Below are 15,137 nucleotides of genomic sequence, written 5' to 3'. Positions count from 1 at the left end.
ATATACTAACTCATGTTTATACATTTTACTTAACTTTAATATTAAAGAGAGCTCTCAATGAAAGAAATCCGATCTTTTGTAAAATCTGCGTCATTATCTGAATTAGAAAAAGCAAAACAGCTAATCGACACAGCTATCGAGAAATATACTCAACAGCAAGAAGCTAAAAAAGAGGTACTCGATTTACTAAAAGAAAAAGGACTTACATTAGAAGATCTACAGGATGTAGTAACAACAGACAAACGCACTAAGGTAAAACCGAAGTACCGCATCGAATTTAATGGCGAAATTGTAGAATGGACAGGCCGTGGTAAACGACCTAAAGCATTCCAAGGTGTCGATTTAACAAAACACCTTGCTTAATTTTTTGCTTTAAAGAATACCAGGGGAAGCGTATGCTTCCCTTTTTTATGTCGATTATAGTCCGATAACATGAAGTACGTACTCAGACCCTACCAACAAGAGGCCGTAGAGCGCACGGTTGCTCACTTTCGACAAACAGATGACGCAGCACTAATTGTGTTACCAACAGGGGCTGGAAAAAGCCTGGTTATTGCTGAACTTGCGCGTATTGCCAAACAAAAAATAATGGTGCTTGCGCATGTTAAAGAATTAGTAGAACAAAACGCCGAGAAGTATATTAGCTTTGGCTTTAAGGCAAGTATTTTTTCTGCGGGATTAAAACAAAAGTCATTAACGGAGCAAGTGACCTTTGCGAGTGTGCAATCATTGGCACGTAATACCGATAAGCTTACCGATGCTTACTCTTTGTTGATCATTGATGAATGTCATCGTGTCAGTGGTGATGAACAAAGTCAGTACGGGCAGGTGATAACGAGTCTAAAAAAACAAAACCCCAATCTTAAAGTACTTGGCTTAACCGCAACACCATTTCGTATGGGGATGGGTTGGGTTTACCATCATCACTATCATGGTTTTGTTAGAGGTGATAAAGACGCACCATTTAAAAAGTGTATTTTTGAGTTACCGCTACGCTATATGATCAAGAACGGCTATTTAACGCCGCCTCATGAAGTCGATGCAGCTATTAGCCATTATGACTTTTCATCACTGCCGAGTGATTCATTTGGTCGTTACAGCATTGAGAATATGAACGCGTTATTAAAAGACAGCACGCGCGCGACAAAAGCCATTATCAAGCAAGTAATAGAGTACAGTGAACAGCGTCATGGTGTGATGATCTTCGCTGCAACCGTGATGCATGCCAAAGAAATTACTGGCTACTTACCTGAGGGTAGTACGGCACTTATCACCGGTGATACTGATAATAACGAGCGTGATCGAATTATTAATCAATTTAAAGCCAAAAAAATAAAGTATTTGGTTAATGTATCCGTACTCACGACGGGCTTTGATGCCCCTCACGTTGATTATATTGCGATTTTACGGCCCACCGAATCTGTCAGTTTATATCAACAAATAGTGGGTCGAGGCCTTCGTTTAAGCGAAGGAAAAAAAGACTGCTTAGTTATTGATTATGCTGGTAATGGCTTTGATTTGTTCTACCCAGAGGTAGGGAGTAAAAAAGCGCAAAGTGATAATGAGCCAGTTCAAGTGCTATGCCCTGGCTGTGGATTTGCGAATATTTTTTGGGGTAAAACAGATGGCGAAGGCAAAGTGATTGAGCATTTTGGTAGGCGCTGCCAAGGCTTGCTGGACGATGGTGAAGAGCAAATACAGTGTGATTATCGTTTTCGTTTTAAAGAATGTGAGCAGTGTGGTGAGCAAAATGACATTGCAGCAAGGCAGTGTCAGTCTTGTGGTGCCATGATGGCAGACCCTGATGATAAACTGCGGGAAGCGCTTAATTTAAAAGATGCTTTGGTATTAAGGTGTAGTGGTTTGTCGGCACAGTTGCTCGCAAAAGGTTTACTTAAAATTAGCTACTATGATGAAGATGGAGCTAGTTGTGATGAGGTTTTTAACTTAGCAAATGACACCGGGCGATTTATTTTTAATAAGCAGTTTGGTAAACGAGCAGCACCCGGTTTTACCCCAATGGATTGGCAAAGCGCGGAGCAGGTTGTTAATTTACAACAGCAACTACTTGCACCCGATTTTGTGATTGCGCGTAAAAATAAAAAATACGGTTGGAAAGTGGCAGAAAAGCTTTTTGATTATCAGGGCAGTTTTCGTAAGGCGAATCAACTAAGTTGATCCCCTTACGAGATGTAGGAGTGGCTTATTCTTCTTCGGCCATTAAACCCCAGCCATCGCCATATCCATTATGGCCATTAGCGATGCTTTCTAAGTATTGTTCTGTTTGGCTAAGTAAGGTGTGTTCTGGCACCATCTTCACACGGGTAATGACTTCCCACACCCCTGTATCTGGGCACTTGGTTAATTCTGTTGAAGGGGCAAGCTCATCACTTGTTATCGCTTTAGCAAATTTCTCTGCTTCAGGCTTTTGTTCAAAAAGAATATAGAAATCGATAGTTTGCATACTGGTTAAATCAACACCAGCGTCAGCAATTTCAGCTAATAATTGACCGTTTTCGTCATTAGGGAAGTGCATTTAGTCGCTCGTTCATTATAAATCTAGGTATTATCCGCTATTGTAGCGAAAATAATTGTTTAACGCGTACTAATTTTAACATTTCAATTATGTCAGTGGCTATGGCACTGTGCTAGTATCTTTTTGTACTCATTTTAGATTATGACTCTTCCAAAAAAGTAAGGATATTTTTTGTATACTCGGCATTTCTTTTTTGTCTTTGTTTTTTTCTGCTTTTCATACAGCCAGCACGCGATTAGTGCCTCAACTGTTATTAAAGATTACAAAATTCAGGGGATCAGTGGTGAGCTCGAAAAAAACGTTGAGCTTTACATTAAGCAACTAATTGATGAAAAAACCTCAAAGGCATTAAAGCGTCATGCTAAAAGCCAAGTAGAAATGAGTTTAAAAGCGCTTGGTTATTATAAGCCGACTATCAAAATTAGTTTTGATAACGCACAACAGCTATTAATTGTCGATGTTGAGCGTGGTCCTGTTACTCGAATCGCAGATATCAATGTAACCATTACAGGTGCCGGTAAAGATGACGCCGAATTTATGTCTGCCGTCAACAGCATCAAAATCAAACAAGGTGACTTTTTAAATCACGGCAAATATGAGGCCGCGAGAAAGCGCATCGAAAGCCAACTATTAGACTTAGGTTATTTTGATGCAAAATGGCATGAGCATAAATTGGCGGTATCGCTAAAAAATAATAGCGCAAAGATTATTTTTAATGTCGATACTGGGCCTCGTTATCAGTTTGGTGATATCACTATTGGTACTGAGACCCCGGCTGAAAAATACATTCGCTCGCTGGCTGAATTTAAACAAGGTCAGCCATATAAAGCGACTGACATTTCTGATTACAACTTAGCACTGTCGAGCACCCCTTATTTTGCCAGTGTCCGTGTGTATGCAGACATTGCAAAACGTAAAAACAACCAAGTGCCTGTTAATGTTGACGTATTACATAAACCAGCCAATAGCTATGAAGTGGGTGGCGGTTTTAATACAGATTTTGGCCCAAAAGTTCGCTTTAAATGGACTAAGCCATGGATAACGGAAGACGGTCATTATCTTGAAAGCAACTTAAATGTGTCAGAGAGGCAGCAAGATATTTCGCTAGGTTATACCGTCCCAGTAGACGACCCTAATGATGATCTTTGGCGTTTTTCGTTAGGCTATAAACTCGAAGATGGTGTAACAAATGACCTTTACAGTAAAATTTTAACTGGCCAATTACAGCGCCAGTGGCTAACCGAAGATGATTGGGTGCGAACCGCATTTATCCGCCGTGATTATGAAACCTACCGAATTGGAGAAGAAGAACAAAGTGCAAAAATGTTGATGCCGGGTATCAGCTACGCGAAAAAAGACACTGAGGGCGGAACGACTCCTTATGAGGGGTACCAATGGCTGCTGTCAGCTGAATTTGGGTTAGAGGACATGATGTCTTCAACTAATATCCTACGTTTACAACTGCAAAACGCATGGTTGAATACCTTCGCCGATCGTCATTTACTGTACTTAAGAGCTAATTTAGGTGCCATGCTGGTTGAAGATATTAATGACGTACCGTTATCGCTTCGCTTCTATGCGGGGGGGGATCAAAGTGTCCGTGGTTTTGCTTATGAATCTATTTCACCTGAAGATGAACAAGGTCGTTTAATTGGTGGTAAATACTTAATAAGCGGTACAATTGAGTATAACTATCAATTTGCCGAGCATTGGCGAGCAGCTTTATTTGTCGATAGTGGTACCGCAACAAATGATTTTAGCGACCGCGTCGAAGTCGGTGCTGGCTTTGGTTTTCGGTATTTAACACCGGTTGGTCCTGTACGTATCGACCATGCTTGGGGTTTAACAAAAGAAAGTAAAAGTACCCGATTAAGTATTACCATAGGGCCTGAAATCTAATGAAGATGTTAAAAAAGATAACCAAGGTTCTATTAATTACGCTGGCAAGTTTGCTAGTTATTGTGTTTTGTTTGTTATTCACCGCGCCTGGTAATCACTTTATTGCATTCACGGCGAATAAGTTAGTTGATGGCTTATCAATCAAGTTGCCATCTGGTCGTTTTTTATATAACGATGCGTTTGATGTTCACTTTGAAAATCAAAGCATCAAGTTTGATGCAAAGCAGCTAAAAATTGATTTATTTTGGTGGCGTTGTGATGGGGTTTGTCTTGATAATTTAAGCGCCCAATCGATTGATTTAAATATTAAAAATCAGGCTGCATCAACTGAGCAGAGCACTGAAACAGAACCTAATGTTGAGCAAGTCACACAAATTAGTTTACCTATGAAGGTCGTTGTTAAGCGTGTTGCAATTAATCGCTTTAATCTAGCGCACCCGAGTGCCGATGTAACAGTCAACAAACTAAACTTAAGTGCTCGCGGCGAAGCATCGGATTTAACAGTGGATACACTGACTATTGCTGATGTTGCTGTAATGCTGCACGAAACAAAAGAGCAGCCTAAATCAGCCCCATTAACTGAGTTGCCAGCATTGCCCGCAATTGATATTAGGGTCCCGATTGATGTTGAGCTAAAGCAATTTCAAATAAGTAAAGTTGCCATTACCCCTTATGGCGCAGAACAGGCTCAGCTTATTGAAAATATTGAATTGGTTGCCTTAGCCAAAGAGAGCGATATTAATCTTAAAAAGCTTGCTGCAAGCTATCAGCAATGGCAATTGCATACTAATTTAACGGCTGAGCTTTCTGGTGAAAACACTATTGAGGGGGCCGTGTCTGTAAAAAGCACTGAACATCAAGCTAATTTGTCGCTTTCAGGCCCGCTTGCGGATTTAAAGTTAAGTTTAGTAATGCAAGGAACATACCCTGCACAGTTAAAAGGGGCTGTGAATCTAAAACAAACAAATTACCCATTTGATTTAACAGGCCAGATAGCAAAGTGGCAAATTGCCACAGACACACAGCAGCTGCAATTATCGGACTTTGATTTAAAAGCCAAAGGCCATGCCGATGCTTATGCTGTCGATTTGAGTTTAGTCACGCAACTAGACGCATTACCTGCGATGACTGTGAAATCAAAATTACAGGGTAGTTTAACAAATGCAAAACTTGAGCAATTAAGCCTCAATGCTAATGACAGTAAAGCAGATATTAACGCATCTGTTGATTGGTCGAATGGGGTAAAAAGCGAATTTAAAGGGGCTTTAAGCCACTTAAAAGCCCAATATTTAACGGATGCTCTTAGTAGTGATTTATCTGGTGAATTCAATGGTTCATTTAACTTACAGGCAGGTGAGTGGCAGCTTGCGTTAGATAACACACAATTAAATGGCTCTGTGAATCAAATTCCAGTGACTTTGTTGTCGGATTTTGAGCTTGATAGTAGCTTGCATGCAAGTTTTAAAAAACTTGAAATAAAAAGCGGTAAAAATGAAATTGCGCTATCGGGACAGGTGGATAAAGTATGGCGTGTCGACGGTAAATTGCGTTTAGATGCAAGTGATCAAGATGTTTTGCCTATGCAAGGCAAGGGCTTTGCTGATCTGAGTTTGCGTGGAGAGCGTCTTGAGCCTACTGTTGATTTAAGTTTAGTCCTGAATACCTTGAGTTATCAAGATATTCAGGTTGACGGTTTAACATTAAAAGGGCAATTTGATTACGCCGCAAACTGGCAAACGGATGTATCACTGGTGCTTGATTCCGCATCGATCGCAGAGCACAAAATTAATCAAATTGAGTTAGATGCCAGTGGCGATAAAACAGATCACCATTTAACTTTTTTACTCGATGCAGATCAAGGCAAGGCATCATTCGATGTTGACGGTAAATTTAATAAAGAAACTTGGCAAGGTGCATTAAGTCAAATTCTTGTTACTGATAATCAGGTGCGTTTTGGCACTAATAAGCCAGTTAATATTCAAGTGAATACCAAAACCTTTGACTTTAATGTAGGCGCGCATTGCTGGCAAAGCGATAACTCAAAACTATGTTTTGAGACCTTGCAGCAAACTAAACAATTAGGTCAGTTAAATGCACAGCTTGCTGCGTTATCTATTGCTGAATTTAAACACTTCTTACCCGATAACTTGAAAGTAACTGGCAATGCAAACGGGGAGTTTGTTGCTAATTGGAATAATGGCGCATTAAAAACCATCCGTGCCAATATCAAAACTCAGCAGCTAGAAGCATCTTTAATTGATGGGGCAAATGTTTATAAATTACCAGTCGAGGTTTTAGAGGTCTCGGCAATGAGTGACGCGCAAGTTGGTAAACTTAATGCTACCCTTGACTCCTCTGTGTTAGGTAAAGTGACGTCCGAGCTAAACATTGATGATATTCAAAATCAGCAGAACTTAGCGGGCGACTTGGTTATTGAGAAAATTGAGTTAACAAACTTACGGCCTTTTATTTCGTCACTTGAGCAATTAACAGGCGACATTAAAGGCCGATTAGCTATTGCAGGCACCTTGAAAGAACCATTACTCAATGGTGACTTTGATGTCGAAAAAATCAATCTTGAAGGGGCAACCTTGCCTGTATCGCTGCAAAACTCTTATGTGAACATTGCCTTTAATAATCAAAGTGCAACGCTCAAGGGGGAGCTCAAAGATGCTGAAGGAGGCGCGCTCGATTTGTCAGGTGGGATTGATTGGCAGCAAGAACTACCAGACGTTGATGTGAAGTTAAATGGTAAAGAGTTTTTTGTTCGTGCTCAGCAAGATGTTACCTTTAAAGTGTCTCCAGATTTAACTATGTCGTTGAAAGATAATGCGTTTAATCTTGATGGCCAAGTCGTCGTGCCATGGGGGCGTATCGCCATTGAAGAGCTGCCTGAAGGTGCTGTGCAAGTCAGCGATGATGAAGTCATTGTTGATATTGAGCAGCAACAGTCAGAAAAAGTCCCTTTTGATTATGCTATTAACTTAAAGGTGTTGGTTGAAAATGATGTGCGCGTTGACTCGTTTGGCTTACAGTCGAAAGTTGAAGGCGACATCAACATCAGCATGGACCAAGTTACACCGATGATAGCAACGGGTGAATTGAACCTTGTTCAGGGCACCTATCGCGCTTTTGGTCAAGATTTGATAATCCGAACTGGACAAGTTGGTTTTAGCGGCTCAATTGAGAAGCCTTACCTAAATATTAAGGCAATTCGTAACCCTGATAACACCTCGAATGGTGTGATTGCAGGTATTACCTTAACAGGTAATGTTGAACAACCTTCGTTAAAAGTATTCTCAGAGCCTGCGATGGATCAAGCACAAGCATTGGCTTATTTATTAAATGGGCAACCTCTTGATGAAGGAGATAGCTCGACCGATGCGATGCTCACTCAATTATTGCTTGCCCAAGGTGTTAACCGTAGTGAAGGAATGGTTTCTAAGATTGGCGAAAGCTTTGGTTTGTCAGATGTCAGCTTAAGTTCAAGTGGTAGTGGCGATGACACCAAAGTTGAAATATCAGGCTATGTTACTCCGGGTATTCAAGTGAAATACAGTGTCGGCATTTTTGATTCACTAAGTGAAGTGGCGGTTCGCTATCAACTGCTGTCGCAACTGTATATTGAGGTGACCAGTGGCTTGAATCAAAATGTTGATATTCTTTACAAGTTTGATTGGGACTAATACCTACGCTTGTGATCAAACATCGCTTTTACTTGCTTATTTAGGTTTAAGTTAATAGGCTGAATTGTCAATTACTTAAAAGATAATAATAATGAAATTAAGTCTATTAACCTTATGCCTTGGTGCCTTCTTAGCTGCACCAATTGATGTTGATGCAAAAGAAACTAGTCAAAAACGTTCTGCTGGCGAAATCATTATGACCGCAAGTAGCAGTGAGTGGCGAGAAGTCAGTGCCGAAAACGTCATTAAATTAACCTTACCTACGGGGGCGGCTTATATCGAACTAAACGATGAATTAGCGCCCATTCACGCAAATAACATGCGACAGCTTGCCAAAGAAGGGTTTTACCAAGGCCTAAGTGTGTATCGATTTGTTGAAGGGTTTGTCGCGCAGGGCGGGGATGCTAGCGAAAGTAAACCCGTTAAAAATGCCAAAAAAGGGTTACCTGCTGAGTTTTATCTACGCACAAAGACGCCTTTAGCGATTACAGAGCTTAAAGGGCCTGATGGCTATGCCACTAAAACGGGCTTTTTAAATGGCTTTGCTGTGGCACAAAACCAAAGCCAAACAGAAACATGGCAAGTACATTGCCCAGGGGTCTTTGCCATGGCCCGCGATAATGATATCAATTCGGGTGGTACCGAATTTTATGTAACCATTGGCAATAGCCAGCGCTATTTAGACCGTAATATCACCGTGTTTGGTCGTGTTTTAGAAGGCATGGAACACTTTAATTTATTGCAGCGTACAGCCACTGAAGGTCAGGCATTTAACCCCATCACCGATATGCAAGTATTAGCAGATATTAAAGACACTGATAACAGTGAATTTCGGGTAATGAAAACAGACTCAAATGCATTTAAAGCCCTTATCGAAGCACGTAAAAACCGAGTAGAAGCGTGGTTTGTTGAAAGCCCCAATTTTATCGATGTGTGTGCAATGCCAATTCCAACCGAACGGATTAAATAAAGCCATGACCACCTGATAGATTATTTGATACAATATCAGTCTATTGGTTAAGAAATATAAGGGTATCGGGTGGTTAACCTAGGTCCGCTGTTTGGCGAATTAAAAACGTGTTTACGCAAAGATCAATTCATCTTCAAAAAACGCCTTCATGGCATCAAAAAAATCAACGATGAAACTAAGCAAGCGAGCATAGCGCAAAAAATAGCTGAAGATATTAGCCGTTCGCAGCAATTGCGCGAGCAACGTTTGACTGCCTTACCTAAAGTGACCTACCCAGAGCAACTTCCTGTTAGCCAAAAGAAAGATGATATTAAACAGGCGATTGCCAATAACCAAGTGGTGATCATTGCCGGTGAAACAGGTTCTGGTAAAACGACGCAGATCCCAAAAATGTGTTTAGAGCTTGGCCGCGGTGTTGATGGATACATTGGCCACACGCAGCCTCGTCGACTCGCGGCTCGAAGTGTCGCGAATCGTATTGCAGAAGAAATGCAATGCGAGCTAGGTCAACAAGTGGGTTTTAAAATTCGCTTTAGTGACCAAGTCTCTGACAATAGCTACATTAAGTTGATGACAGACGGTATTCTGCTGGCTGAAATTCAACAAGACAGATACCTAAATCAGTACGATACCATCATCATCGATGAAGCCCACGAACGTAGTCTGAATATCGATTTCATCTTAGGCTATTTAAAAAATTTACTGCCAAAACGTCCTGACTTAAAAGTTATTATTACCTCAGCAACAATTGACCCTGAGCGCTTTTCTAAACATTTTGACGATGCACCCATCATTGAAGTATCAGGTCGAACTTTCCCAGTAGAGGTTCGTTACAGACCAACCACTGAAATCAATAAAGACGAGATGGAAGCGGATGGTGACCAATTGCAGGGTATTTTTGATGCCGTTGATGAGCTGTGTGATGAAGGTCCCGGCGATATTCTAATTTTCATGAACGGTGAACGAGAAATTCGTGATACCGCCGATGCGTTATCAAAGCGAAACCTCAAAGGCACCGATGTTTTAGCGCTATATTCGCGTTTATCAAACGCTGAACAGAACCGAATTTTTGCGCCGCATAGCCGCCGTCATATTATTTTAGCCACCAACGTGGCTGAAACATCACTAACGGTGCCGGGTATTCGCTATGTTATCGACCCAGGTACCGCGCGTATCAGCCGTTATAGCTATCGTACCAAGGTACAACGATTACCGATTGAGCCAATTTCACAAGCCAGTGCCAATCAGCGAAAAGGCCGCTGTGGTCGTATTGAAGCGGGTATTTGTATTCGTTTATATAGCGAAGAAGACTTTAATTCGCGTCCAGAGTTTACTGATCCTGAAATTTTACGCACCAACTTAGCCTCTGTTATTTTGCAAATGCTTGGTTTAGGGCTTGGCGACATGCAACAGTTCCCGTTCGTGCAAGCGCCAGATAGCCGAAATATTAACGATGGTTTAACGCTACTTGAAGAACTCGAAGCCATTAAGCCAGCTAAACGTCATAAAAAGACTGAGCTTACTAAATCAGGCAGAAGCTTAAGCCGTTTACCGGTTGATCCACGGTTAGCGAAAATGGTGCTGACTGCCGATGGCTTAGGTGCACTGCGTGAAGTGATCATTATTGTTGCGGCATTGTCGATTCAAGACCCAAGAGAGCGACCACAAGAAAAACGCGGTGCAGCGGATGAAAAGCACGGCCGTTTTGACGATCCAGATTCAGATTTTATCGCCTTTTTAAATTTATGGAATTACCTTGAAGAGCAGCAATCTGAATTGAGCAATAGCCAATTTAGAAAGTTATGCCAAAAAGACTTTTTAGCCTATATGCGGATCCGCGAATGGCAAGATATTGTTTATCAGCTATCAACGGTGTGTAATGAAATGGGCATGAAGGCCACTACCAATGTTGCTGATAGCGAACGAATCCATCAATCTTTATTAAGCGGTATGCTAAGTCATATTGGTTTTAAAGATGAAAAACAAATTTATAAAGGCGCACGCAATAGCCAGTTTCATATTTTTCCAGGCTCAGGATTATTTAAAAAGAGCCCAAAATGGATTATGTCGGCTGAGCTTGTTGAAACCAGCAAACTTTATGCGCGGATCAACGCACGCATAGACCTAAAATGGGTTGAAGGCTTTGCACAGCATTTAGTAAAGCGCAGCTACAGCGAACCGCATTGGGAGAAAAAGCCGGGTGCAGTTATCGCGTTTGAACAGCAAACCCTGTATGGCCTATTAATTGTTAATAAGCGCCGCTGTGTTTATAGCAATATTGATCCAAAAGTAAGTCGCGAGTTGTTTATTCGCTCGGCGTTGGTAGAGCAAGAACTGGGTCAAAATGAAGGGTTTTTACACTATAACCAAGAGTTAATTGAAGATATTCAGGTTCTTGAAAATAAATCTCGCCGCCGTGATATCTTGGTTGATGAACAAACCTTATTTGAATTCTACGACAAGAAAATTCCGCAAGATGTAAATAATCGTGCTGCGTTTAATAAGTGGTGGAAGGGACAAAAACAAAAAGATAAGCGCTTTTTGCACATGTCTCGAGAAGAATTAATGCAGCATGGTGCCGATCATGTCACTGAGTTTGATTACCCAGATACTTGGCAGCAAGAGAACTTGTTGTTACCACTAGCTTATCACTTTGATCCAGGGCAAGCCGTTGATGGTGTTGCGGTACAAATTCCGGTAGCACTGTTAAACCAAGTGCAAGAAACTGGCTTTGATTGGCATATTCCTGCATTTAGACATGAATTAATTTGTGCGCTTATCAAGTCGCTACCAAAAACGATCCGTCGCAACTTTGTGCCTGCGCCAAACTACGCCGATGCGGTACTTGCTGCAATCGAGCCGATGCAAGGCAACTTAATTGATGCAATTAGCACGCGCTTATTACGTATGACAGGTGTGCGTGTTGAGCCAGATGCATGGGATTTATCAACCCTTGCTCCGCATTTACGCTTACAGTTTGAAGTACGCGATGAACACGATAAGTTACTCGCTCGCGGTTTAAATTTATCTAAACTAAAAGCTCAGTTACAAGGTAAGGTAACGGATACCTTATCGAAAGTAGCCGACAAGGGCATAGAGAAAGCTGATTTGACCGAGTGGAGTTTTGGTGAGTTACCAAGTTCTTACGTGAAAAAGCAAGGTCAATACGAAATCAAAGCGTTTCCAGCGCTGGTGGATAAAAAAGACTCAGCAGCGGTTGAGTTATTTGATAATGAACACAAAGCTCAGCAGGCGCACCAACAAGGTTTACGTCGCTTAGTGTTATTAAATGTGCCATCACCGATTAAGTATTTACAGCAAAATTTACCGAATAAATCTAAATTAGGTTTGTACTTTAATCCGTTTGGTAAGGTCAATGACTTAATTGATGACTGTATCGCTGCAGCCGTCGATAGCCTACTAACTAAATATGGCAACATCCGCACTGCAGATGCGTTTGTAAAAGCGAAAGAGCAAATTCGTGGTGAGCTTGGTGACACGGTGGTTGAGATTGCCACCCAAGTAGAGCAAGTGCTAAGTATTGCACATGGCTTAAATAAACGGATGAAAGGACGCGTTGATCTAACCATGATAACAGCGCACGGTGATATTAAATCACAGTTACAAAGCTTAGTGTTCAAAGGCTTTGTTAGCCAGCATGGGGCAGCAAAGATGACGGATTTAATTCGTTACTTAAAAGCCATTGAACGCCGCTTAGAAAAGCTACCTGTTGACCCTAACCGCGATAGGTTGTGTGTACTTGAGCTTGAAAAAGTAGCCGAGCAATATCAAAAACTAGCGAACAAAATCCCTAAGGGAATGCCAATTCCTGAAGAGATCAGTGCGATATTTTGGATGCAACAGGAGTTACGTGTTTCTTTATTTGCACAAACACTAGGGACACCTTATCCTGTATCTGCTAAACGTGTTTTAAACGCAATTAAAGAATCTGAGTTATAATACTAAGGAATGAGCAATGGAGGTGTCACCTCCTTGCTTGACGCTAAAACACAGATGCTAAAAGGAGGTTATGTGGGCATTGAAAAGGAAAGACCAATCTCAGTTCCTGAACGGGCGGTAAATCGACCGCGACCAACTATTTTGGTCGTCGATGATGAATATTTTAATTTTGAAATGCTCAAAGCAAGCCTTGGAAATGAGTTTTCGTTAAGTTATGCAAATTCAGGCGCATCGTGTTTAACGTCTGCCATTGCGGAGCCACCAGATGCTATACTGCTCGATGTTTGTATGCCAGGCTTAGATGGTTATGATACGTGCCGCTTACTAAAAAACACCCCAGAAACAGCGCAAATTCCTGTTGTCATGGTGTCTGGTCTTGAAACCGAGCTTGAACAAAAAGCGGGGTTTGATGCCGGTTGCGACGCCTATGTAGTGAAGCCTTTTTCTGTTAAAACATTAATAGAAAAAATAAAAACACTGGTATAGGAGGCCATATGTTTCATGAGGAGAAACGCGATTTTCGCCGCATGCAAATTCATACCCCTGCAAAACTGATCCCATTAGATGCAGTTAATGGCGAAGAAATTCAGGTTACGTGTACTGACTTAAGTGCAACAGGGTTGGCAATACACCTTGATGAAGTTTTAGAAATTGGTAGTCTTTATCGGGTGCTAATTGCTTCGACTAGCACGGCGATTACTTCATTTGATGCAACAGCCCGTGTAATTCGGGCAACCAAGGAGCAAGATGGCTCCTTGAGTGCTGGGTTAGAAATTGTAAGTTTTAATTAGTAAACCTTACAGATCAGGCCTTTCAGATAAAAGCCTTCTGGGTAGCTGCCAGCAATCGGGTGGTCGGCAGCTTGGTTTAGTCGTTCCATGATCAACAAGTCTTTACCTGCATCAAGGGCTGCATCCGCAACCACTTTTTGAAATAAATTTTGTTCCATTAATCCAGAGCACGAGAATGTAAGTAAGGTTCCACCTGGTTTTAAGATTTGCATCGCAATCATATTAATATCTTTATAACCACGGCAGGCACCGGTTAACTGCGCTTTGTTGTCAGCAAATTTTGGTGGATCCATAACGATAGTATCAAATTGCACACCTTCATCACGGTATTGGCGCAACAACTTAAAAACATCTTGTTTTACGAAATCAACTTTCGATAAATCAAGGTTGTTATGTTCAACGTTACGCTTTGCTGTATCGAGCGCTGGCTGTGACACATCAACGTTAGTCACGTGCTTACAACCACCACGCAAAGCATACAGTGAGAAAGTACCTGTGTAGCTAAAGCAGTTTAACACCGTTTTGTCTTTAACAAAGCGCTCAAGGGCTGCACGGCTATCACGTTGGTCTAAGTAAAAACCTGTTTTGTGGCCTTCTAGAATGTCTACTTCGAGTTTTAAGCCATTTTCTTCAATGATGACTGGCTCAGTTGGTTCCTTGCCCCAAAGTATTCCCTTGATTGGCTCAAGGCCTTCTTTAGTGCGTACATCAACGTCTGAACGTTCATAAATATCGCAGCCTGGAAAAATAGTCATTAATGCAGCAACAATTTCACCTTTATGGCGCTCTGCACCGGCACTAAGTAGTTGGCACACCAATACATTATCAAATTTATCGATAGTGATGCCTGGCAAGTAGTCAGACTCAGCAGCGCTTAAACGAAAACCCGTTAAACCGCCTTCGCTGATCACCTGTTCACGCGCAGCATAGGCACGGCGTAAACGTTTTTCAAAAAATGCTTGGTCAATTACTTCGTTTTGATCGAAGCTCCATACGCGAGCGCGAATTTGCGATTGCGGGCTGTAAGCTGCAATGGCTAAAAACTTGCCGTCATTGTCATAGATAGTGACAGTATCACCTAGTCCTGGCTTACCTTTTACTTTTTTAATGGCTTTTGAGAACACCCATGGGTGTTTTCTTTTTAATGATTTTTCTCGTCCAGCTTGCAGGTAAATAGCAGATGACATAGGGATTCTCGCGTCAAACAAAAGGGGGCATAGTTTAATGAAGCACTGGCAAACATACAATGAATGTTTTGAACAAATCTAGCAACCACGCTAAAGTAAGCATAATTT

Annotated in this window: 10 protein-coding genes; 8 read left to right on the top strand and 2 right to left on the bottom strand. The window is 41.5% G+C overall.

What is annotated here, in order from left to right; all coding sequences use genetic code 11:
• Nucleotides 1-57: 57 nt before the first annotated feature.
• Together IRQ78_RS17715 and IRQ78_RS17710 are read left to right on the top strand one after the other, a co-directional pair.
• Nucleotides 58-363 (top strand): H-NS histone family protein, encoded by a 306-nt coding sequence (locus IRQ78_RS17715; protein WP_054553670.1) that lies wholly within the window; start codon nt 58-60, stop codon nt 361-363.
• Nucleotides 364-432: 69 nt separating this feature from the next.
• On the top strand, nt 433-2,178 hold the full coding sequence (locus tag IRQ78_RS17710; protein ID WP_194442818.1) for a DEAD/DEAH box helicase: 1,746 nt from the start codon (nt 433-435) through the stop codon (nt 2,176-2,178).
• Nucleotides 2,179-2,203: 25 nt separating this feature from the next.
• Here the strand turns inward: IRQ78_RS17710 and IRQ78_RS17705 are convergent, their stop codons facing one another.
• Nucleotides 2,204-2,536, bottom strand: coding sequence for a ribonuclease E inhibitor RraB (locus IRQ78_RS17705; RefSeq protein ID WP_194442817.1), 333 nt, complete (start codon nt 2,534-2,536; stop codon nt 2,204-2,206).
• Between the two features lie 171 nt (nt 2,537-2,707).
• Between IRQ78_RS17705 and IRQ78_RS17700 the strand changes: the two genes are divergently transcribed.
• The 6 genes from IRQ78_RS17700 to IRQ78_RS17675 all read left to right on the top strand — a co-directional run bounded on the left by IRQ78_RS17700 (nt 2,708) and on the right by IRQ78_RS17675 (nt 13,842).
• Nucleotides 2,708-4,435: an autotransporter assembly complex protein TamA gene (locus tag IRQ78_RS17700; RefSeq protein WP_054553667.1), complete on the top strand. Its 1,728-nt coding sequence runs from the start codon at nt 2,708-2,710 to the stop codon at nt 4,433-4,435.
• The gene (tamB, locus tag IRQ78_RS17695) at nt 4,435-8,121 is read left to right on the top strand and encodes an autotransporter assembly complex protein TamB (protein ID WP_194442816.1); all 3,687 of its coding nucleotides are present in this window, start codon (nt 4,435-4,437) and stop codon (nt 8,119-8,121) included. The genes IRQ78_RS17700 and tamB overlap by 1 nt, the downstream gene beginning before the upstream one ends.
• 91 nt (nt 8,122-8,212) lie before the next feature.
• Entirely contained in the window at nt 8,213-9,091 is an 879-nt protein-coding gene (locus IRQ78_RS17690; protein ID WP_138602109.1) for a peptidylprolyl isomerase, read from the top strand.
• A gap of 69 nt (nt 9,092-9,160) precedes the next feature.
• Nucleotides 9,161-13,051, top strand: coding sequence for an ATP-dependent RNA helicase HrpA (gene hrpA / locus IRQ78_RS17685; protein ID WP_194442815.1), 3,891 nt, complete (start codon nt 9,161-9,163; stop codon nt 13,049-13,051).
• A gap of 78 nt (nt 13,052-13,129) precedes the next feature.
• Nucleotides 13,130-13,537 carry a response regulator gene (locus IRQ78_RS17680; RefSeq protein ID WP_268795048.1) on the top strand — a complete coding sequence of 136 codons (408 nt, stop codon included), beginning with the start codon at nt 13,130-13,132 and terminating at the stop codon, nt 13,535-13,537.
• 8 nt (nt 13,538-13,545) lie between these two features.
• Nucleotides 13,546-13,842 carry a PilZ domain-containing protein gene (locus tag IRQ78_RS17675; protein WP_054553663.1) on the top strand — a complete coding sequence of 99 codons (297 nt, stop codon included), beginning with the start codon at nt 13,546-13,548 and terminating at the stop codon, nt 13,840-13,842.
• Here the strand turns inward: IRQ78_RS17675 and IRQ78_RS17670 are convergent.
• Nucleotides 13,839-15,029 carry a class I SAM-dependent methyltransferase gene (locus IRQ78_RS17670; protein ID WP_054553662.1) on the bottom strand — a complete coding sequence of 397 codons (1,191 nt, stop codon included), beginning with the start codon at nt 15,027-15,029 and terminating at the stop codon, nt 13,839-13,841. The two genes, IRQ78_RS17675 and IRQ78_RS17670, sit on opposite strands and share 4 nt — an antisense overlap.
• Between the last annotated feature and the right edge of the window lie 108 nt (nt 15,030-15,137).

Origin of the sequence: Pseudoalteromonas simplex, assembly GCF_015278155.1 — a bacterium.
GTDB classification, from domain to species: Bacteria; Pseudomonadota; Gammaproteobacteria; order Enterobacterales; family Alteromonadaceae; genus Pseudoalteromonas; species Pseudoalteromonas simplex.
This window is presented reverse-complemented; position numbering and strand designations above follow the sequence as displayed.